The organism is Streptomyces sp. LS1784, assembly GCF_020103755.1.
Classification (GTDB): Bacteria; Actinomycetota; Actinomycetes; order Streptomycetales; family Streptomycetaceae; genus Kitasatospora.
On the sequence record NZ_JAHSQD010000022.1, the window covers coordinates 1 to 19,171 of the forward strand.

The following is a 19,171-nucleotide window of genomic DNA, read 5'->3' on the forward strand; positions in this document are numbered from 1 at the left end:
GGCCACGCCCGCGCCGCCGGTCCGGCGTCCGTGACGCCGCCCGGGCGCTACACGCCGGCCCGGTCGGACGGGGCGCCGCCGTCCGACCGGCCGACGTCGAGGGCGTGCGCAGGATGGACTCGACGCTCTGCCCGGCGTCCCCGAAGAGCATCGCGCTGTTCTCCCGGAAGATCAGCGGGTTCTGCACCCCCGCGTAGCCGGAGGCCAGCGAGCGCTCGAACACGATCCCCTGCTCCGCCTCCCGGACCCGCAGCACCGGCATGCCCGCGATCGGGCTGGCGGAGTCGTCGGTGGTGGCCGGAGCTGACGTCTGATCACTCAGGCCCTTTATCGAGCAATTGTTCCCATGACTGTCGACGTGCCGTTCTCCCGACCCGCGCACTCCGCGCCGGTGCCCGGTGACGCCGAGCGGGCATCCCGTGAGCTGATGACGCTGCCCGGCTACTCCCGGGACGTACGGCGCTGGCGCCTGGTCGAGATCCGCCAGGGCGGCCGGTGGCGCCTGGGACTGCTCACCGTCTGGCCCGCCCGTCGGGCAGCACGGTCCGGGTGGTCCACGTGCGCTGGGCGGCCGGCACGGACGCGTGGGCAGGTGCGGGAGCCCCGTATCCTGCTATACACACCATGTATACATGATGTGTATAGTTTCCGATCATGTCACTCGGACAGATGCTCCTCGGGCTGCTGGAAGCCCAGCCCCGCCACGGATACGACATCAAACGCCTCTACGACGAGCACTTCGGACGCGACCGCGCCCTGCACTACGGGCAGGTGTACGCCACACTTTCCCGGCTGCTGAAACACGGCCTGGTCGTCGTGGAGGGCGTCGAGGCCGGCGGCGGCCCGGACCGCAAGCGGTACGCGATCACCGACGCGGGCGTCACCGACCTCGCCGACTGGCTCACCCAGCCCGAGGACCCGCAGCCGTACCTGCAGAGCACGCTCTACCACAAGGTCGTGCTCGCCATCCTGACCGGCCGCTCGGCCGCCGACGTCCTGGACGCCCAGCGGGCCGAACACCTGCGGACGATGCGCGAACTGACCCGCCGCAAGCTCACCGGCGATCTCGGCGACGAGCTGATCTGCGACCACGCGCTGTTCCACCTGGAGGCCGACCTGCGCTGGCTGGAACTGACCGCCGCCCGCCTCGACGACCTCACCGCCCGCCTGACGGAGACCCCGCGTTGACCACCGCCGAACCCCTGCTCCACGCCCGGGACCTGCACAAGTCCTTCGGCCTCACCCCGGCCCTCGACGGCGCCTCCCTCACCGTCGCCGCCGGCGAACTCGTCGCCGTGATGGGCCCGTCCGGCTCGGGGAAGTCCACCCTGCTGCACTGCCTCGCCGGCATCACCCGCCCCGACCGCGGCACCATCAGCTACCAGGGCCGCGACCTCACCACCTGCTCCGACGCCGAACTGAGCGCGCTGCGGCGAGGCGAGTTCGGCTTCCTGTTCCAGTTCGGCCAGCTCGTGCCCGAACTCACCTGCCTGGAGAACGTCGCGCTGCCGCTGCGCCTGAACGGCGTGCGCCGCAAGGCCGCCGAGGCCCGGGCCGGCGAATGGCTGGACCGGCTGGAGGTGGCGGACGTCGCCACCAAGCGCCCCGGCGAGGTCTCCGGCGGCCAGGGCCAGCGCGTGGGAGCCGCCCGCGCCCTGATCACCGGACCCAAGGCGGTGTTCGCGGACGAGCCGACCGGCGCCCTCGACTCCCTCAACGGCGAACGCGTCATGAAGCTGCTGACCCTCGCCGCGCGGGAGAGCGGCGCGGCCGTCGTCCTCGTCACCCACGAGGTACGGGTCGCCGCCTACGCCGACCGCGAGGTCGTCGTCCGCGACGGCCGCACCCGCGACCTGGCCCCCGCCCGATGAGCGCCGCCGACCCGAAAGTCCGCTCACCGTTCCTGGACCAGCTCGGCCTCGGCGCCCGACTGGCCGTCACCAGCGGACGGGACGGCTGGGGCCGACTGCTACTCACCGCCTTCGGCGTCGGCCTGGGGGTGGCCCTGCTGCTCTTCACCGCCTCCTTCCCCGGCATCGTGCACCACCGTGACCAGCGCCTGTACACGCAGAACGACACCTTCAGGGACGAGGATCTGCCGGCCCCCGGCGAAAGGACGGTCCTCGTCGCCGTCGCCGCCACCACCTTCCGCGGCACGCCCGTGCGCGGCCGGATCGTGCAGCCCGAGGGCCGGCACGCCGCGCTCCCCCCAGGAGTGTCCGCCTACCCGGCGCCCGGCGAGATGGTCGTCTCCCCGGCCCTGGCCGACCTGCTCGCCGATCCCGCCAACCAACTGCTGCGCGACCGCCTTCCCTACCCCGTGGCCGGCACCATCGGTGCGGCCGGGCTGCTCGGGCCCGGCCAGGCCTCCTACGTGCTCGGCGGCGACCACCTCTCGGTGGACACCGGCGCCATCCGCATCACCGAGTTCGGCCACTTCTCACCGCCCAAACCCATGGACCCCAAGCTGATCCTGCTCAACGCCGTCGGCCTGACGGTGATGCTGGCCCCGGTCGGGGTCTTCCTCGCCGCCGCCGCGCGCTTCGGCGGCGAACGGCGCGACCGCCGGCTCGCCGCACTGCGCCTGGGCGGCGCGGACCGCCGGATGACCGCCCGCCTCGCCGCGGGGGAGTCCCTGGTGGGGGCGATACTGGGCCTGGCCGCGGGCACGGCGCTCTTCCTGCTCGGCCGCCGACTGATCGGACACATCCGACTCGCCGGATTCAGCTTCTACCCCGAGGACGTCGCACCACAGCCCGCCATCGCCGCCGCGATCGCCGTGGTCGTGCCGCTCATGGGCGTCGGCGTCACCCTACTCGCGATGCGCCGGGTGGTCGTCGACCCGCTCGGCGTGGTCCGCCGCTCCGGCCCCGGACAGCGCCGGATCGGCTGGCGGCTGATGCTGCCGTTGGCCGGCCTTGCCCTGACGGTGTTCGCCCTCGTACTGCCCGCCCAGGGCGTACCCGGCGCACTGCCACGCACCGCCGTCCTCAACTCGGTACAGGACACCCGCGGTTCGCTCATCGTGGCGGTCGGCGTGCTGCTGATGCTGATCGGCGTCTGCACCCTCCTGCCGTGGCTCGTGGAGGCCGTCACCCGGCGCGCCGCCGGCGGCGGCCTGTCCTGGCAACTGGCCATCCGCCGCCTCCAGTCGGGCCCGGGACCGGCCGCCGCGGCGGTCAGCGGCGTGGTGGTGGCCATCGCCGGAGCGATCGCCCTGCAGACGCTCTTCCTCGGCATCGGGGCACGCTACGAGGACCTCCCCCGGCCCTCGCCCGCCGCCGGCCCGTACCAGCAGTCGGTGTCCTTCCCCGGCGGCGCGCCCCAGGCCGACGCCCTCGCCGACCGCCTGGCGCACACCGCCGGGGTGAAGGCCACCGCTGCGTACACCGAGTTCTCCCTGGAGAGCCCGACGGCCAAGCCCTGGCAGCTGCCCACGGCGCGGATCGCGCCCTGCACGGTGCTGCGCACCTTCGCGGCCCTGCCCGACTGCAAGGACGGCGACACGTTCGCCGTCCAGGGCCCGGACCGGCGGCCGGACGCCGACCCGCTCCGGCCCGGAACGCCCGTCCACGCCGCCGGCTTCCGGGGCGCGGGCGAGCCGGCGTCCTTCCCGCTGCCCGCGGTGACGGCCACCGTCCCGGCCATCCAGGGCGCGGACCCGAGCGGGCGGATCGGCGCCGGCCTGCTGCTCCTCACCCCCGCCGCCGTCCCGGCCGACGCGCTGCGCGGACAGCCGGCGACCGTCCAGGTGTCGCTCGCCGACGCTCTGGCGGACCCGAAGGAGCACCTGACCACCGCCGTGATGGCGATCGACCCGCAGGCCCGCACCGAATTCCCGCTTGAGGGCACGCTCGACCCCACCTACCTCGCGGTCAAGCGCCTGCTGACGGCGGGATCGACGATCACCCTGCTGCTGGTGTCCCTCAGCCTGCTGGTCGGCCAGCTGGAACGCTTCCGGGAACAGCGCCGCGTGCTCGGCGTGCTGAACGCCGTCGGCACCCGCCGGCGCGTCCTGGGCCTGTCGGTGCTGTGGCAGACGCTGGTCCCGATGGCCCTGGGCCTGGTGCTGGCGGCCGTCGCGGGCCTGCTGATGGGGGCGGTGCTGCAGTACTCGGCGGGCGTCTCGGCGGACGTCGACTGGGGCACGATGCTGGCCATGTCGGCGATCGCGGCGGGCGCGGTGCTCCTCACCACCGCCCTCGGGCTGCCGCAGCTCCTGCGGCTGATGCGCCCCAGCGCCCTGCGGTACGAGTAGCGGCGGCCGCACGCAAGCGCGCCGTCCACCGGAGGACGGGCACGATCACCGCCGTGAACGGGACGGTGACCGCGAGGCGTTCCTCCAAAAGCTCCCGGTAGCGGCCGGCACCGCCACGGCGCGGTGCCGGCCGCCCGCCGGGGTCACCGGGGCCGATAGGCGTCGATGACGCTCTGGTCGAGGGTGTTGCCGTCGACGTCGGTCAGCTCCGCGCGCAGGAAGACCCCGGTACCCGCCGCAGGCTTCCGGACCGTCACGGCGCCGGCGCCGACCGGCAGCCGGGTCCACGAGACTCCGTCGTCGGTGGACATCGAGACCGCCAGCGAACGGACGCGGCCGTCCGCGGCGGCGCCCTGCACGGTGACCGGAACCCGGGCACTGGGTGCCGACCAGCACGCCGTCGCGGTACAGCGAGGTGTAAGCCGTGTCGAACGACGGCGCCGACGGCACGTGGCCGTCGCCGTCGGCGGCCAGCGGGATGTTCGCCGTGATTCGGTCGCCGTCGCGTTCGACGCCGCGACGATCGGTGAGCGCGGGGCCGAAGACCGCGTTGTCGAAGGTCTGCGTGATCGTGGCCCCGGCCCGTACGGCGATGTCCCTCGCGACGTAGTAGTTCGGTTGCGCGCCCGCGACACCGGGGACCGTTCAGCTGACCTCCGCCGGCAACCGCGTCGCCGGCACCGGCAGCCGCACACCGCCCGTTGGCCGACAGCGGCCTGACGTTCTCCAGACGCTCCTGAGCCCGGCTGCGCATCTATGCTGACGGCATTTACGACTTTCTATTGTGGACGATAGGCGGCGCTCCCCCACTGCCGTCCGGATCTCGACCCTGCGCTGCTCCCCGTCAGCCGGTCTGCCAGCCACATCCAGGGCTTCCAACTGCCCGCGCTGCTCCTCACTGAGCTTCTCCCTGCGTGCCCGGGTGTTGTCGAGCCACATGCCGAGGGACACCGTGTCCTCCTTGTGCGAGCGCGGCACACGGACGTGCCCTTCGCGCTCGACGAAGGCGGCGAGCGCGGCCAGGCTTTGATGGAACCGATCCGCCCGCCGCCCTCGGCTCGGCCGCCGCCGCTGCCCGCGCGGCCACCGGCTTGGGGGGCTTCCTCGATCCCGATCGCGAGCAATAGGTTCGCTGCTCCTCGGCCAGTTCGGGTCGTGTGGTCCGCTGCGCCCGCACCCAGCGGCCGAGCTGCTCGCTCTCGAAGACCGTGTCGGCCGGTAGCTGGGCCCAGTCGACCCGGCCGTCCGACTCGAGTCACCACTGCCGCGTGACACTACAGGCGCGCTGCCAGGTGATGGGCAATGCGGGCGCCCACCGGGGGGCGGCTCGCCGTGGTCCTTTGAGGGCGGCTCGGCAGGCCGCTGGGCGTGCCGTCCCGGCGGCACGGGCCGGGTGCGCCAGCATTGCCGGGACAGGTCCGACGGCGGGCCCGCCGCCGTCCGGTCCGCTGTCATCCGCTCGCGGACCGGAGCGCCCGCAGGTCACGTCCCGTGTGGCGGCCGATCCCTGAAGATCCGGAGTTCCCACTGATGGTGACCGTGTTTCGCATCGTCGCGCCCCCCACCGGTATCGAGGTCACGGGCGACGGAAGCAGTCCCACCGACGAGGAGATGGCGCAGGAGAAGGGAGCCCGGCAGGCCTTCCTGGATGCCGTTTCGCCCTATCTCGCTGCTCTGCCGGTGCAGCCGCCCCACCGTTCGGGCAACGTCTCGAAGGTGGAACTGCTCGGCGGGGATGTGTGGTCCCAGCTGAACCAGTACCTGCTGCTGGTCACCGTCGACATCGGCGACCCGCGGATCGACTTCGACTCCTTCATGCCGCCCGGCACCACCGTCACCCGCGTGGCCGGCGACCTCGTCCCGCTGTCCCAGTGGCCGGACGGCGACCAGGTCTGACCGGCACGCCGGCCCCCAGGTCGGCGGAGACGCATGGGCGCCGTCGGCGAGCAGTTCCTTGAGCGCCTGGCCGAGACCGTCCACGCCCTGGACCCGGACAACCGGGACCTGCCGATTGACCGCCCGTGGGGGAGGAACAGGACTTGCACGGCTCTTGCCCGCCGCAGCCTGGTACCAGGTCGCCGCCCGCAACCCCTTCGGCTTCACCTACACCCCGCTGTTCCTGGCCGCCGTCGAAGCCTCCGAGGGCTTCACCCTGGACGCCTCCTGAACCTGCCCCACCGCGACCTGGCCGACGACGTCACCGCCCGGCTCGACCACGGCGCCCCCGGCCCCGTCCGGACATGCGGAACCACAGGCCTGGGCGACCGAGTCTCTTCCGGAGGGCGGGAGTTCGAGTTCGACGTCGTTGAGGGGCCGGGACCGGGGGTGGCCAGGGCGGTCGGCATCCTGCGGTAACAGCCCCGGAAGCCCGCCGACCTCCTCCGCCACCGCCTGGTCGTCAGAAAAGACCGCACCGGCCGGTGGTCTGTCAAACCGCAGAGCAGAGGCCGACGGACGGGTCGCCCCCACCGGTCGCCGGACGGCTGGGGGAGCCGGGGGACGAAGCCGGGGCCGAGTGGCGCACCGAGAACAGCACCCCCGGCCCACAGCATCCGGACGTCCCTCCGGACCGGACCCTCCGGGAAATCCGGGCAACGCGGACGACACCTCTTCCCCGGCGACAGCCACGGAGAAGAAGGCGCGTGACAGCCGTCAGGCCAGGCCGACGACGGTGACGGTGTGGGGCACCCTGGGCGTGATCGCGCCGGCGGGCCGCCGGCGCGAAGCCCTCGCCCGCGGTCGGCCCGCCCCGCTGACGTGCCCGGACACGCTGGAGTCGTCGTACTCCAGCCTTGGATCGTCAGATCGTGACGTTGACGGCTGGAACCAGAGCCCTTACCGCCCCTGCACTCGTGCACAGGGACGGTGGCATGGCTGGTGCACCCGGCGTGGGTGTCCCGAGAGCCGCTTCGCCAACACGGGAAGGAAGAAGACCCATGACCTCAGTGGGCAGCAGCCGCTTCGCGGGCAAGGTCGCGGTGGTGACCGGAGGCAGCGGAGGGATCGGCGCGGCGGTCGCCGCGCGGCTGGCCGCGGAAGGGGCGGCGGTCGTCATCGGCTACCGCGGCAACCGGCAGGCGGCGGACGAGCTGGCCGCCATGCTCGCGGCCGACGGCGGCAGGGCACTCGCCATGCGCGCGGACGTTGCCGATCCCGAGCAGACCAAGGCCCTGATCGAGCGGGCCGTGTCCGAGTTCGGCCGGCTCGACGCGCTGGCCTCGTGCGCCGGCATCGAGCACTTCGACGCCCTGGAGAACATCACCCCGGCCGACTTCGACCGCGTCTTCACCGTGAACACCCGTGGCCAGCTGTTCGCCGTCCAGCACGCCGCCGCCCACATGTGCAAGGGCGGGCGGATCGTGCTCACCTCATCGGTGAGCGCCTCCCGCGCGGTGTTCGGCCACACCCTGTACGCCTCGTCCAAGGCAGCCGTGGAATCCATGGTCCTCAACCTGTCCGCGGAACTCGGTCGGCGAGGCATCACCATCAACGCCATCGCCCCCGGCGGCACCGACACCGACATGGCTGCCGAGCACGCCGCCAGCTACCAACACCCCCAGCTCAGGGACTCGATGCCACTCTCCCAATGGCTGTCGGTCCACGGCGCGCTCGGGCGCCTGGCCCAACCCGAGGAGATCGCCGCGGGCTACGCCTTCCTGGCCTCCGACGACGCCGCCTACATGACCGGCCGCACGCTGCCCATGGACGGCGGCTTCTTCTAGTCGCTTGGCGGGGCCACCGCGCTTCTGGGCGCGTCAGCGCCGCTGGCGTCCGTGCCGGCGGCGCGCGAAGCCTTCCCGCAGACGGTTCACACCGATCAGGATGGGGCGGAGAAACGGAACGGCTGCCACCAGCAGGCACTGGGCGGTCGCCGCGATCGGCAGCTGCAGGAGAGACAGCCCGGAGGCACACGCCAAGGGCAGCACCAAGGACGCCACTGACGCGGCGCAGATGATCAGCTTCAGCCTGAGTGTGACCCCGCCACCCCCCTTGTTCGCCGCCCACAGCTTGATTCCGATGGCGAAAAAGGCGAGGACCAGTGCCACCACCTCCACGGTGGTCAGGACAACGGCAACGAGAACGTCGATCACCCACTGCGGCATCTGGTCATCCTCGCGCTGATCCCCGGCTCCGTCTTGAGTACGGATACTCACGTCCACGACTGCTGTCCGGTGGTGTGCCGGGACCACGCCGATCTGACTGCCCGCCGCCCGGGCCGCTGCCCGGTCGAGGACAGTGCGCGGGCCTGCTCTCCAGCTCAGTGGTTGGCACGTCCGGCCGCTCGCGCAGCTCGGCGACCGCCGCCGCGACTGCCACACGGGTCCGGTCCGGCTCCAGCTGCGCGCCGCCGGCCTCGGCGCGGGCCTGCGCCAGGTGCTCGGCGACCAGGTCCGTGAGCCCGGCCAGGTGCCTGCGGATCTCGACTACCACCCGCACCGGCAGCACCGGGCCGCTGTCCCACGCGTGGGACAGCCCCGGCCCGGCCTGGCGGCCGACGACGTCCTCGATGCCTCGGCGGCCGCCGCCAGGCCCAGCAGCCGGTACGCCGTCGACCAGGACAGGTCCTCACCCCGGAGCGGGCTCCCGCGCCGCTCCAGGGCCTGCTCCTGCACCTGTGACGGCCGGCTCCGCCCTGCCCGAGCGGCACCGGCGCGTCGGCGTCGCGGCCGGAGGTGACCGGTGAGTCCCGCTGATCCGTGGAACCCGAACGAGGCCGCGCGCCTGACCCGGGAGCTGATCGACCCGGGCTTCACGAAGCGCGTCCCCGGTCAGCCCGCCCCACACGTCGTAGGGCTCACGGACGGTCATGGCGTACCGGCGGCATTCCAGTAGGACCGGGCACCGGGCGGGTGTGCCGTTCGGCTGTCCGCCGCCGTGGCGGCCAGGACGAACCCGAGGCGCGGCAGCCCCGTCGAGCGCTCGGCTCCACATTCGTTCCAGGGGCTTTGCCGTCCCGCCACGGCGTTCCAAGGCGCGTCGAAACGCGCAGCTCAGGGCACGTTCCGCCGTTCCAACGTCCCGCATTGCCGGGCGGTGCTGGCGGGCGGGACGGATTGCGGGACAGTCTTCGGTCCGGCGGTGACCGGCGCTGAGCCGGGGCCACCCGGCCGCAGGGCGCGGCCATCGCGGCGAATGCCGCGCCACGTACCACCCGACCCCGGAAGGAAGCCCTGCCATGCGCACCCCGAACCGACGCCCGATCCTTGTCCTGCTGGCGGCCGCCGGCCTGCTGGCCGCCGGGGCCGCCCCGGCCGCCGCCGTCCACGGCGGGTCGGACACCACGACCAGGTCCCACCCGTTCGTCGTGGCCCTGGAGACCGCCGCGGGCGAGCAGTGGTGCACCGGCGCGCTGATCGCGCCGACCAAGGTGCTCACCGCGGGCCACTGCGTGGCCGAGGCGGCCGACCCGGGCTCACTGCGGGTGATCGCCGGCCGGACCGACCTGACCGGCTCCGGCGGTCAGGTCCGCCGGGTGAAGGGCTACCGGGTCGACCCGCGCTACACCGCCGGCCTGGAGCACGACTCCGCCGTCCTCACCCTGGACCGGCCGCTGCCGCAGGCACCGGTGCGGGTGGCGCGCCAGGGGGACGCGGCGCTCTACCGGTACGGCCGCACGGCCACGCTGCTGGGGTTCGGGCGCACCGGCTCGGACGGGCCCGGCACCCACCTCAAGCAGGCGGAGCTGACGCTGGCTCCGCCGGCCTCCTGCGACCCGTACACCTCGCCCGGCGACTCCCCGCAGTTCAAGGTCTGCGGTCTGCCGCGGGCCGGTACGACGGACAGCGTCTGCAAGGGGGACTCGGGCGGGCCGCTGGTGGTCGGTGGTGTGGTGATCGGCGTGGTCTCCACCGGCAACAAGTACTGCGACACCCAGTACCCGCTCTCGGTGTTCACCCGGGCCACCGACGTCCCCGCCCAGCTGCTGTCCTGACCGGCGCTGGTGCCGCCCTGGCCGGCCGGCCAGGGCGCTCTGGACCGCCTCCGGTGACCGGAACCGGGTCCTGTGTGGCGGTCGAATCAGGGGTGCCATTGGTCCGGAGCCGCCCGTTGCGGGGGACGTGGGGGGCCCGGCGGCCACCCTCCCGGGCGCGTGGGCGCGCCCGGGAGGGAAGGGCCTAACCGCCGCAGGTCAGGTCCGTCGCGGGCAGTCGGCCCGTGGTCAGGTAGCGGGTGACGCTGGCGTCCGCGCAGGAGGGGCCAGCCACCACCACGCCGTGGCCCTCACCGCCGGCCACCGTGACCATCCGTGCACCGTGCAGGGCCCGACGCATGCCCTGGGCCATGGCCAGTGTCGCCTGGGGGTCCCACTGGTTCTGCACGATCAGCGCGTTGACGTCGTTGTTCACCACGGTGGCCGGCTCTTCGCCCGCCGACTTCCAGAACGCGCACGGCTGGATGTTGGCCCCCAGGTCCCCGGCCAGCGGGTACCGGGCCCGGTCGCGGACCGCGTCCCGGCGGTACTGCTCGGGGTCGCGCGGCCAGCTGCGGGTGTCGCCGCAGAAGACGGCCCAGACGGCGGCGGCGGTGTTGTCCGTCGGTACGACCGACGGCACCGCCGGCGCGGCCGGCCCGCCCGCGGCGGCGGCCTTCAGTGCGACGATCCAGGGGGTGACGGTCTCGACGTGGACGAACGCGGCGTACCCGGAACGGATGGCGTCGCCGTCGAGCGTCCCGTCCTCCGTGGGGACGGGCGTGCGGTCGGCGTGGGCGACCAGGTCCCAGTACGTCTTCCGGACCTCCGCCGGCGTGGCACCCAGCCCGTACGCCGCGTCGTGTTCGGCGGCCCACTCGGTCCACCGGGTGAAGGCGAGTTCGGCCCCAGGCGCCGACCCCCGGAGCGTCCCCCGCCACGCGAGCGCCGGATCGAGCGCGCTGTCGAGCACGAACCGGTCCGAGCGCTGGGGGAACATCTGCGTGTAGACGGCGCCCAGGTAGGTGCCGTACGAATGCCCGAAGTAGGAGATCCTCCGCTCGCCCAGCGCTGCCCGGACGACGTCCATGTCCCGCGCCGTGTTGCGGGTGGTGATGTGCGGCAGCACGTCACCTGCCTTGGCCCAGCACTTGTCGGCCACCGTCCGGGCCCAGACCACGTCCTTCGCGAACGTCCCTGCGGCGTACGGGTGTTGGAAGGTCCGCTCGTCGGCCGTCAGGTCGCAGCCGATCGGCGAGCTCTGCCCGACCCCGCGCGGGTCGAACCCGATCAGGTCGAACCGGTCCCGGACCTCCGCCGGCAGCAGCGGCTCCATCTCCACGGGCATGGTCAGCCCCGGGCCGCCCGGGCCACCGGGATTCATCAACAGCACCCCGTGCCGCTGCTTCGCACTGCCCGCTTTCACCCGCGATATCGCGATGTCGATCGTCCGGCCCCCGGGATCGCCGTAGTCCAGCGGCACCTTGACCGTCGCGCACTCGAATGCCGCCGGGCGGCCCGCATCGCAACGCTCCCACCGGAGTTGCTGCTGCCCGTACCGCTGGAGCGGATCGCCCGCCGCGAACGCCGTCACGGGGGTGAGCGCCGTCAGCACGGTCGTCACCGCCCCGACCGTCAGCGCGGAAATCGTCCGTCCGTCTCGCAGAACCATGCCCGTCCTCTGTGCAGAACCAGTGCCTCGGAAGTGCCTCCAGTCTCCGTTCCGCCGCACCCGCACCACGTACGGCGCGGGGATGGGCTCACGGTCCGACCTGCGGCGTACGCCGTCGCGCTGACGTAGGACCCCGGTCTCATGGCCCGTCATCCACCGGCTCAGGAGGGCGGCTTGCCGTCCCGCTGCCGGCAGCCCGCGAACGCGGTCACCCGGCGGAGTGGGGAATGTGTGGTTTCCGGGCGGGGCGGCTGTGTCGGGCAGTACGGTGCCCGCATGACCGTGCTCGTCCGCCGTCGTCACATCGACTTCGGCCGCATCCACTCCACCGGCTGTCCGGTCATCGTCTGATCGCCCGATCCGCGCGGCCGCGCCGTTCGGTTCCGTGCCGAACGGCGCCGCCGTGGCGGCTGTCGTCCGCCGCCGCCGCGCGGGCCTGCCGTCGCTTTGACCAGCGGTCCCGCGCGCGGCGCTCCGGACACATCCGTCGGGACGCGGCTCAGGCGGTGCCGGCGGTCTCGGTCCGGACGTCGTACGGGCGCAGACCCCGGCTCTCGTAGTTGCGCAGGGCGTTCGGGTGATCGTTGGTGTCGGTGTGCAGCCAGACCCGCCGGACGGACTCGGCGCCGAGCGGCTCGGTGGCCCACGCCTGGCGCAGCGCGAGCGTCAGCGCGTAGCCGCCGAGGCCACGGCCGACATGCTCCGGGACGAGCCCGAAGGTGGTGATCTCCACGTCGCCGGCCGGGTGCGGCTCCAGGTTGGCGACGCCGGCGGGCTCGCCGTCGTGCGTCAGCAGCCAGTACTGGCGCCGGGGGTGCTCGGCGAGGTGGGCCGCCCAGTCGGCGGCGGTGCGGGCGGTGCTGCGCCAGCCGTGCGGCGCCCCGACGCGCGCCTGGACGGCCTGCACCTCGGGGGACGAGCCGTCGGCCGGGACGAGGGTCAGCGCGGCGATCGGCGGGGACGGGCGCAGTTCGGCCGGGTCGGTCATCTCCAGGTATGTGACGGTCTTCTCCATGCGGTGAGACTACGGCCTCGGCCCGCCGCGCCGGCCGGTGGGTCAGAGGCCGAGGCCGCTCAATTGCGGTGGAAGTCGGGCCTGGTCACCGGCGGCTTCTCCGGCGGCACGGAAGCCGACAAGCGCTACCAGTGGGACGTCGCCGGCTACCCGGAGTACCAGCTGCCCCTCGTGCCGCTGAAACCCGACCGGGCGTCGTGCCTCATGGAGGACGGCCTCCGGGACACCGACGGCGTGATCGGCATGGAGATCGTCACCAACGACCCCAACACCGTGCCCTACTGGCGCACCATGATGGCCCTCAACGGCGTCAAGGGCTACGCCCGTCACATCCCGCCCGGCCCCTCACCACGCCCACGATCTAGGACCAGACACAGCCATGACCCCCGACCAGCCCGAATTCCCCTTCCCCGAGACCAGCACCCTCTTCGTCTTCACCCCCACCCCCAACACCACCTGGAACCTCACCCTCGACACCTTCACCCAGGCACTGCGCCGACGGGAGGGTGAGCAGGCGTTCGTGCACACCACGGCGGACGGCGGGGCCTACGGCCCGAGCGACGAGAACGACTGGTGGTTCGATTTCACCGCGTCCGGGACGACCTTCGAGGGCATCGGATCCGGCGTCTCAGGCGACGAGGGGGTGTCCCTGCGCAACGCGACCGCCGGCGCTGCCGCGGAGTTCGCTGCCTGGTTGATCCAGGAACTCGTACCTGCGAACGGCCGGGTCGACGTCAACACGCGGGCCGGCATGGAGGCCGGACTGTCCGACGAGGTCCTGGCCGAGCCCACCGCCGCCAGGCTCGAAGCCGTCTTCCGTGAGCACCTGAGCGATCTGTGACCCCAGCCGCCACGTCCTGGAACCCGGGGCCCCGGTCGCCCGCGAACGGGAGCCGGCGCCGAGCGGGCCCAGTGACCCGGCGTCCCCGGATCCGCCACGAGGTGTCGGTGCCGGCTGGGACGCTGAGCGGCATGGACGACGAGGCACTGCTGCGGGGCCGGGTCTATGGCGCCGACCACGATGACCCCGGCCCCCAGCCCGGGCACGAGTACCGCGAGCCGGTCGGAGGCCCGCTCGACGGCCTCCTCCTGGACGTCACCGGCTGGGGCACCGAGCAGCTCGCCGACGGCGCCGCACTCTCCACCGAGATCGGCCGATACGGCGCCGGCGGCCGCGCCCACTACGGACCCCGGCCCGCGGACCCGCGCCGCTGGGACTGGCGGGGAGACACCCCCTGACACCACCCCCCGGACCAACCCCAGCGGCACTGCGGTGCCCGCCCGCACACACTGAGAGGGCCGGTCCGCGCCCGAACCCCCGAGCGGGCGGCGGACCGGTTGTCCGCCCCAGCACGTATGGCCCCTTGTAGGTCGGCCTGCCCGCGGCACCGCACGGAATTACCAAGACCTTCTCAGGGGATGCGCCCTCCCGCAGAACGCCGTCCCGCAGGCCGCCGCCGCGCCGGCCCCGGCTCCCGACCCGGCGCGGGCGGGGCCGGGCCTCCTACTTGATGGTCTTCACCAGCGGCACCGCCAGCTGCATGATGTTCGGCAGCCGGCCCAGGATGTCGTCGCCGCTGAGGAACAGTACCCGGTCGCCGATCCGGGTCACCACGATCTCATCGCTGCTGTACGGGCCGGTGGGAACCTTCTTCATGTCGAAGGCCTCGTCACCGAGCCCCGGCACGGGCTTCAACGTCACGGTCATCGGGATCGGTTTGCCGTCCACGCTCTTCCCGGTGAAGGTCTTGCAGCGCTCCGCGTACGCCCGCAGGTCGCCGAGCAGCTGGGCCGCGTCGCCGGGGCGGTAGGCGGCCAGGTAGACCTGGACCATGTGCTCCCCGTCGTAGACCTCGTTCATCGCGCCCGAAACCTTGTAGCCCTGGGAGAAGATGGTCCCGGCGAGCCGCATCTGGTTGCACGGTTCCTTGATCTGCGGCGGGTCGGCCCGGTACTCGTTGATGGTGGTGCCGGTGTCGACCTGGTTGCCGTTGCCCTTGATCGTCCACCCGGCGGGCAGCGCCGTGGCGGTCGGCAGGGACGCGCGCAGGTCCACTCCGGTGAGGAGCGGCGGGCCGGTCGGCGTGCTGCTGGGAGTGCCGAACGCCGGGGCGCCGGACGTCTGGAGCGTCGGCGTGTCCGTCGGGGCGGCGCCCGGGGAGGTGGCAGGGGCTGCGGTGATGGACGCCGGATTGCCGGAGACGGTCACTGTGTCGGAGGAGCACCCCGTGACAACGGCCGCGGCCATCGCGGCCGCGCCCACCGCGAGCGGAATCCTGACGGTGGATCGGACCATGGACACAAGGACCCCCGTGGGTTCGTAGCCGAATGCAGTGTTTCGTGCACAAGGGGTGTCACCCCCCGGCAGTGACCATACCGTTGGCCTGACGCGGCGCCCGACCGGGCTGCCGTCCCGGCATCCTGACGGGCCGCCACCTCGCCGCCCGGCCCCCGTGCAGGCGCGTGCACGGTGACGATCGTGCCCGATCCACTCGGCCGGTGCCATGAGTATTCGTACTCAACCCGTCGCGTGCGGGCAACTTCCGCCGTCACACCTCGCGCCGCACGGGCCCCGCTCTCCGCTTCCCCGCCGGAGCAGGGTCCGTGCGCTGAGGCGCAAGTACGAGCAGTGGCGCCTCCTTAAGGTGACGGTGTCGCCCTCGATCCCTCGGTCCCCGTACCTCTCGCTCCCGAAGGAACGACCATTCGCATCACCACCCTGTGCCAGGCCTCCGCGGTAGCCCTCACCGCGGTGGCGGCGGGCGCCCTCACCACTCCCGCCCACGCTTCGCCCCTCTCGCTGACCGCACCCCAGCGGCCTCGCCCGGGACGAGCGCACCGGCTACCCGCACGCCGCGGACTCCGTCCTCGGCACCGTCCGGCGCATCCCCGCCGGCGGCGGCACCGCCGTCCCGTGGACGACCGGCACCGCCCTCCAGGCGAACGACAGTTCCGGGAGCCCGGGAGCCCGGGTGCGCCCTTCACAGCGCTCTCGGACGACACGGGGTGCTCTCCCAGGCAATCGGCCACCGGCGGCCGGCCCTAGCGTTGGCCCATCGCAGCCCAGGCGTGGTCCGGAAGACAGGGAAGTCCCATGCCGTACATCACCATTGGCCAGGAGAACTCCACCTCCATCGACCTCTACTACGAGGACCACGGCACCGGCCGGCCGGTCGTGCTCATCCACGGCTTCCCGCTGGACGGCCGCGCCTGGGAGCGCCAGAGCGCAGCCCTCGTCGACGCCGGCCACCGGGTCATCACCTACGACCGCCGCGGCTTCGGCCGGTCCTCCCACCCGACCACCGGCTACGACTTCGACACCTTCGCCGCGGACCTGAACACCCTGCTGGAGACCCTCGACGTCCGCGACGCCGTCCTGGTGGGCTTCTCGATGGGCACCGGCGAGGTCGCCCGCTACCTCTCCTCCTACGGCTCCGCCCGCGTTGCCAAGGTCGCCTTCCTCGCCTCCCTGGAGCCGTACCTGCTCAGGACCGCCGGCAATCCGGACGGCGTCGCCCCGCAGGAGTTCTTCGGGGGCATCGTCGAGGCCGTGAGGGAGAACCGGTACGCCTACTACACCGCCTTCTTCTACGACTTCTACAACCTGGACGAGAACCTCGGCACCCGGATCAGCGAGGAGGCCGTCCGCCACAGCTTCAACGTCGCCGCCTCCGGTGGAGCCTTCGCCGCCGCGGCCGTGCCGGCCACCTGGTACACGGACTTCCGCGGCGACATCACCCGCATCGACGTGCCGGCCCTCATCCTGCACGGCACCGGCGATCGCATCCTGCCCGTGGAGAGCACCGCGCGCCCCTTCCACAAGGAGCTCCCCGCCGCCGAGTACGTCGAGATCGACGGCGCCCCGCACGGCCTGCTCTGGACCCACGCCGAGGAAGTCAACACCGTGCTGCTGGCCTTCCTCGCCGAGTGACCCGGACGGCCGTCCGCACCCGACCGCGGCCGCCCGCCCCCGACCACCGGCCGTCCGCACCCACGTCGTCCGGCTTCACCAGGGCCGGCGGTGCAGCGCCATGTGCACGGTGTCGACGACCTGGATCAGCGCGGCCCGGGTGGTACCGGTGGGATGGAGCCCGCCGACGAGCAGGAAGCCGTGCATCACCCCCTGGTAGCGCGTCGACACCACCGGGACCCCGGCCGCGCGGAGCCTGGCCGCGTAGGCCTCGCCCTCGTCCCGCAGCACGTCGGCCTCGGCGGTGACCACGAGCGCCGGCGGCAGCCCCACGAGCTGCTCCAGCGAGGCGCGCAGCGGTGCGGCGGTCGTTTCCTTCCGCCGCTGGGGCTCGGGCAGGTAGTCGTCCCAGAAGCGGCGCATGTGCTCGCGGTGCAGGAAGTAGCCGGTGGCGAAGCGGCGGTAGGAGGGGGTGTCGAAGTCGGCGTCGGTGACCGGGTACAGCAGCACCTGGTGGGCGAGCGGGACGTCGCCGCGTTCCCGGGCCAGCAAGGTCAGGGCCGCCACCAGGTTGGCCCCCGCGGAGTCGCCGACGACGGCGATCCGATCCCCCGCCAGTCCGATCTCGTGCCCGTGCTCGTGGATCCAGCGGGCCACGGCGTGGCACTGTTCGACGGCCACCGGGTAGCGGGCCGCGGGCGCCCGGGCGTAGTCCACGTAGACGACGGCGGCGTCGGTGCCCAGGGCGAACTCCCGGATCAGCCGGGCGTAGCAGTCGGCGTCGCCGAGCGACCAGCCGAGGCCGGGCAGGAACAGCACCACCGGGCTGGGCTCGGCGGTGCCGACGGGCCTGGTCACCTGGACGTGCACCCGCCCGCCGGGCCCGCAGGGCAGGGCGAGCCACTCCGAGGTGACGCCGCAGGGGTCGTCCGGGTCCTCGTACTCGTCGCAGACCGTCTCCTCGCCCGATCCGTCGCCCGGAACGCCGTCGTGGGCGAGGAAGTCGCGGGCGAGGAAGGAGAGGTCCGGCAGTCCCGTCGCGGACCGGCCGGCTCCGGCGTCCAGGAACTCCTGGAGCGCCCGGTCGAGCACCGGACGCCGCTCGGGCAGAGGGGTGGGATCGGACAACTCATCGCTCCTGGCCTGATCGGAAGGGCTCGGCAACGCGACGCCTGCCCGGGCGTGGGCTCGGTCCGCGCCTGGCGGAAGGTCGGCCCTCCGACGCCTCGCGCACGCCACCCGACGGTACTGCCGGAGAGCCCGCCCCATTGGCCTGATCGTGCACGGATTTCCCCCAGGATAAGCGACTCGTCATCCGGCACCGGCCCACAGGGCGCGCCGCCGGCGCGGCGGGATCCCGTAGGCGGCCCGAAAGCCCGGCTGGAGTACGCGGGTTGACGAATCCCCGTCGCCGGCTGACGAGCGTGCTTGCCAGGGCGCTCAGGAGGGATGAGAGCCGTCGGCCTGTGCGGCGTAGGCCTGCCACTCCCGGGGCGAGACCCCGTAGGCGTCGCGGAACGCCCGGCTGAAGTGGGAGTGGCTGACGAAGCCCCACCGGTGCGCGACGGCGGAGACGCTGCTCTGCCGGTGCGACGGACGCTCCAGTTCCCTGCGGCAGGCGTCCAGCCGGCGCTGCCGCACGAACTGGCCCACGGTCGTCCCGTCCTGCTGGAACAGTTTGTGCAGGTAGCGCACCGAGATGTGCTGCGAGCGGGCGATCGACTCCGGCCCGATGTTCGGATCGGCGAGGTTCTCCTCGATGTGGGCCCGGATCCGCGCCAGCAGCTCCGCCGCACCGCTCGGTTGTTCCGGCCCCTCGCGCTCCAGCAGCTCGCTCACCAGGATCGCGACGATGTCGGAGACGCTGCGCGCGAGGCGGCTGCCCGGCCTGGCCCGGTGCGCCCGGGCCTGGGTGGCGAGGGTCCGCAGGAACTGGGCGGCGAGCGAGCCGACGCCCTCGTTCCCCCGCGCCACCAGACCGCCGGTGCGCCGGACGTCGGCCTGGCGCACGCCCAGGTAGAAGCAGGGGACGCGGAACTCGACCATCAGGCACTCGGCGTCCCGCAGCAGGCCCGCCGGGTGACGGGTGGCGCCGATCAGCAGGTCCCCGGGCGCCAGGACGGTGCTGATGCCGTGGCGTCGGACCAGAGCGGCGCCCTGGACGTGCAGGAGGACGTGGAGGCAGTCCTTTGGGTCGGTTCCGGGCGGCGGGGACAGGACGTCGATGCAGTCGCCGGCGTCGTCACGGACGGCCTGGCCATACAGGTGGTACTCGGGTTCGGGCATGGGTGAGGGACCCGACGGGATCACGGGAGGCTCCGACCGGTTCGAGGGTTCAGTACGGGTGCTGGGGACCGCCGCGCCCCACGGAACGGGGTGCGGCGGAAGGGGAGATCGGGCGAGGA

At 73.1% G+C, this 19,171-nt stretch carries 19 protein-coding genes and 1 pseudogene; 10 read left to right on the forward strand and 10 right to left on the reverse strand.

Translation table 11 applies throughout. The features are described from left to right. Positions 1–319 (reverse strand): annotated as a pseudogene (locus KS423_RS48380) (NAD(P)(+) transhydrogenase (Re/Si-specific) subunit beta); the annotation flags it as partial. A gap of 335 nt (positions 320–654) precedes the next feature. Here KS423_RS48380 and KS423_RS05200 point away from each other — a divergent pair. The 3 genes from KS423_RS05200 to KS423_RS05210 are packed head-to-tail and all read left to right on the forward strand — an operon-like array spanning position 655 to position 4,258. Continuing rightward, the gene (locus KS423_RS05200; RefSeq protein ID WP_224275373.1) at positions 655–1,188 is read left to right on the forward strand and encodes a PadR family transcriptional regulator; all 534 of its coding nucleotides are present in this window, start codon (positions 655–657) and stop codon (positions 1,186–1,188) included. Then, on the forward strand, positions 1,185–1,871 hold the full coding sequence (locus KS423_RS05205) for an ABC transporter ATP-binding protein (protein WP_224275375.1): 687 nt from the start codon (positions 1,185–1,187) through the stop codon (positions 1,869–1,871). The genes KS423_RS05200 and KS423_RS05205 overlap by 4 nt, the downstream gene beginning before the upstream one ends. Next, positions 1,868–4,258: an ABC transporter permease gene (locus KS423_RS05210; RefSeq protein ID WP_224275378.1), complete on the forward strand. Its 2,391-nt coding sequence runs from the start codon at positions 1,868–1,870 to the stop codon at positions 4,256–4,258. The genes KS423_RS05205 and KS423_RS05210 overlap by 4 nt, the downstream gene beginning before the upstream one ends. Before the next feature lie 143 nt (positions 4,259–4,401). On the opposite strand, the gene KS423_RS05215 is transcribed toward KS423_RS05210, so the two are convergent. Further along, positions 4,402–4,617, reverse strand: coding sequence for a hypothetical protein (locus KS423_RS05215; protein WP_224275380.1), 216 nt, complete (start codon positions 4,615–4,617; stop codon positions 4,402–4,404). Between the two features lie 65 nt (positions 4,618–4,682). Between KS423_RS05215 and KS423_RS05220 the strand changes: the two genes are divergently transcribed. Beyond that, the gene (locus tag KS423_RS05220; protein ID WP_224275382.1) at positions 4,683–4,868 is read left to right on the forward strand and encodes a hypothetical protein; all 186 of its coding nucleotides are present in this window, start codon (positions 4,683–4,685) and stop codon (positions 4,866–4,868) included. A gap of 35 nt (positions 4,869–4,903) precedes the next feature. Here the strand turns inward: KS423_RS05220 and KS423_RS48385 are convergent, their stop codons facing one another. Further along, the gene (locus KS423_RS48385) at positions 4,904–5,713 is read right to left on the reverse strand and encodes a helicase associated domain-containing protein (RefSeq protein ID WP_224275384.1); all 810 of its coding nucleotides are present in this window, start codon (positions 5,711–5,713) and stop codon (positions 4,904–4,906) included. A 75-nt stretch (positions 5,714–5,788) separates the two neighbouring features. On the opposite strand from KS423_RS48385, the gene KS423_RS05230 reads away from it, so the two are divergent. Then, entirely contained in the window at positions 5,789–6,154 is a 366-nt protein-coding gene (locus KS423_RS05230; protein ID WP_224275386.1) for a hypothetical protein, read from the forward strand. A 1,040-nt stretch (positions 6,155–7,194) separates the two neighbouring features. Then, entirely contained in the window at positions 7,195–7,980 is a 786-nt protein-coding gene (locus tag KS423_RS05235; protein WP_224275387.1) for an SDR family NAD(P)-dependent oxidoreductase, read from the forward strand. A gap of 33 nt (positions 7,981–8,013) precedes the next feature. Here the strand turns inward: KS423_RS05235 and KS423_RS05240 are convergent, their stop codons facing one another. After that, positions 8,014–8,418 (reverse strand): hypothetical protein, encoded by a 405-nt coding sequence (locus KS423_RS05240; RefSeq protein ID WP_224275389.1) that lies wholly within the window; start codon positions 8,416–8,418, stop codon positions 8,014–8,016. Positions 8,419–8,824: 406 nt separating this feature from the next. After that, positions 8,825–9,436 carry a WhiB family transcriptional regulator gene (locus tag KS423_RS47910; protein ID WP_308020137.1) on the reverse strand — a complete coding sequence of 204 codons (612 nt, stop codon included), beginning with the start codon at positions 9,434–9,436 and terminating at the stop codon, positions 8,825–8,827. Here KS423_RS47910 and KS423_RS05250 point away from each other — a divergent pair. Further along, a complete protein-coding gene (locus KS423_RS05250; protein ID WP_224275392.1) occupies positions 9,435–10,190 on the forward strand; it encodes a trypsin-like serine protease in 756 nt (251 codons plus the stop codon). The genes KS423_RS47910 and KS423_RS05250 overlap by 2 nt on opposite strands. Positions 10,191–10,374: 184 nt before the next feature. Here KS423_RS05250 and KS423_RS05255 read toward each other — a convergent pair whose 3' ends face one another. After that, a complete protein-coding gene (locus tag KS423_RS05255; RefSeq protein ID WP_224275394.1) occupies positions 10,375–11,841 on the reverse strand; it encodes an alpha/beta hydrolase in 1,467 nt (488 codons plus the stop codon). Between the two features lie 499 nt (positions 11,842–12,340). Beyond that, complete coding sequence (locus KS423_RS05260) at positions 12,341–12,856, reverse strand: GNAT family N-acetyltransferase (protein ID WP_224275395.1); 516 nt, start codon at positions 12,854–12,856, stop codon at positions 12,341–12,343. Between the two features lie 379 nt (positions 12,857–13,235). Between KS423_RS05260 and KS423_RS05265 the strand changes: the two genes are divergently transcribed. Next, complete coding sequence (locus KS423_RS05265; protein WP_224275398.1) at positions 13,236–13,697, forward strand: hypothetical protein; 462 nt, start codon at positions 13,236–13,238, stop codon at positions 13,695–13,697. A 131-nt stretch (positions 13,698–13,828) separates the two neighbouring features. Continuing rightward, the gene (locus tag KS423_RS05270) at positions 13,829–14,095 is read left to right on the forward strand and encodes a hypothetical protein (RefSeq protein ID WP_224275400.1); all 267 of its coding nucleotides are present in this window, start codon (positions 13,829–13,831) and stop codon (positions 14,093–14,095) included. Positions 14,096–14,360: 265 nt separating this feature from the next. On the opposite strand, the gene KS423_RS05275 is transcribed toward KS423_RS05270, so the two are convergent. Further along, positions 14,361–15,152 (reverse strand): hypothetical protein, encoded by a 792-nt coding sequence (locus KS423_RS05275; RefSeq protein ID WP_224275402.1) that lies wholly within the window; start codon positions 15,150–15,152, stop codon positions 14,361–14,363. 798 nt (positions 15,153–15,950) lie between these two features. On the opposite strand from KS423_RS05275, the gene KS423_RS05280 reads away from it, so the two are divergent. Further along, on the forward strand, positions 15,951–16,787 hold the full coding sequence (locus KS423_RS05280; RefSeq protein ID WP_224275405.1) for an alpha/beta fold hydrolase: 837 nt from the start codon (positions 15,951–15,953) through the stop codon (positions 16,785–16,787). Between the two features lie 75 nt (positions 16,788–16,862). Here KS423_RS05280 and KS423_RS05285 read toward each other — a convergent pair whose 3' ends face one another. Together KS423_RS05285 and KS423_RS05290 are read right to left on the reverse strand one after the other, a co-directional pair. Then, a complete protein-coding gene (locus KS423_RS05285; protein ID WP_224275407.1) occupies positions 16,863–17,894 on the reverse strand; it encodes an alpha/beta hydrolase in 1,032 nt (343 codons plus the stop codon). A 312-nt stretch (positions 17,895–18,206) separates the two neighbouring features. Next, the gene (locus KS423_RS05290; RefSeq protein WP_224275418.1) at positions 18,207–19,052 is read right to left on the reverse strand and encodes a helix-turn-helix domain-containing protein; all 846 of its coding nucleotides are present in this window, start codon (positions 19,050–19,052) and stop codon (positions 18,207–18,209) included. Positions 19,053–19,171: the final 119 nt, after the last annotated feature.

Coding starts and splice junctions, on each gene's coding strand:
- KS423_RS05200 (WP_224275373.1), top strand. CDS start 655: ATGTCACTCGGACAGATGCTCCTCGGGCTGCTGGAAGCCCAGCCCCGC.
- KS423_RS05210 (WP_224275378.1), top strand. CDS start 1,868: ATGAGCGCCGCCGACCCGAAAGTCCGCTCACCGTTCCTGGACCAGCTC.
- KS423_RS48385 (WP_224275384.1), bottom strand. CDS start 5,713: ATGACAGCGGACCGGACGGCGGCGGGCCCGCCGTCGGACCTGTCCCGG.
- KS423_RS05230 (WP_224275386.1), top strand. CDS start 5,789: ATGGTGACCGTGTTTCGCATCGTCGCGCCCCCCACCGGTATCGAGGTC.
- KS423_RS05235 (WP_224275387.1), top strand. CDS start 7,195: ATGACCTCAGTGGGCAGCAGCCGCTTCGCGGGCAAGGTCGCGGTGGTG.
- KS423_RS05250 (WP_224275392.1), top strand. CDS start 9,435: ATGCGCACCCCGAACCGACGCCCGATCCTTGTCCTGCTGGCGGCCGCC.
- KS423_RS47910 (WP_308020137.1), bottom strand. CDS start 9,436: ATGGCAGGGCTTCCTTCCGGGGTCGGGTGGTACGTGGCGCGGCATTCG.
- KS423_RS05255 (WP_224275394.1), bottom strand. CDS start 11,841: ATGGTTCTGCGAGACGGACGGACGATTTCCGCGCTGACGGTCGGGGCG.
- KS423_RS05260 (WP_224275395.1), bottom strand. CDS start 12,856: ATGGAGAAGACCGTCACATACCTGGAGATGACCGACCCGGCCGAACTG.
- KS423_RS05265 (WP_224275398.1), top strand. CDS start 13,236: ATGACCCCCGACCAGCCCGAATTCCCCTTCCCCGAGACCAGCACCCTC.
- KS423_RS05270 (WP_224275400.1), top strand. CDS start 13,829: ATGGACGACGAGGCACTGCTGCGGGGCCGGGTCTATGGCGCCGACCAC.
- KS423_RS05275 (WP_224275402.1), bottom strand. CDS start 15,152: ATGGTCCGATCCACCGTCAGGATTCCGCTCGCGGTGGGCGCGGCCGCG.
- KS423_RS05280 (WP_224275405.1), top strand. CDS start 15,951: ATGCCGTACATCACCATTGGCCAGGAGAACTCCACCTCCATCGACCTC.
- KS423_RS05290 (WP_224275418.1), bottom strand. CDS start 19,052: ATGCCCGAACCCGAGTACCACCTGTATGGCCAGGCCGTCCGTGACGAC.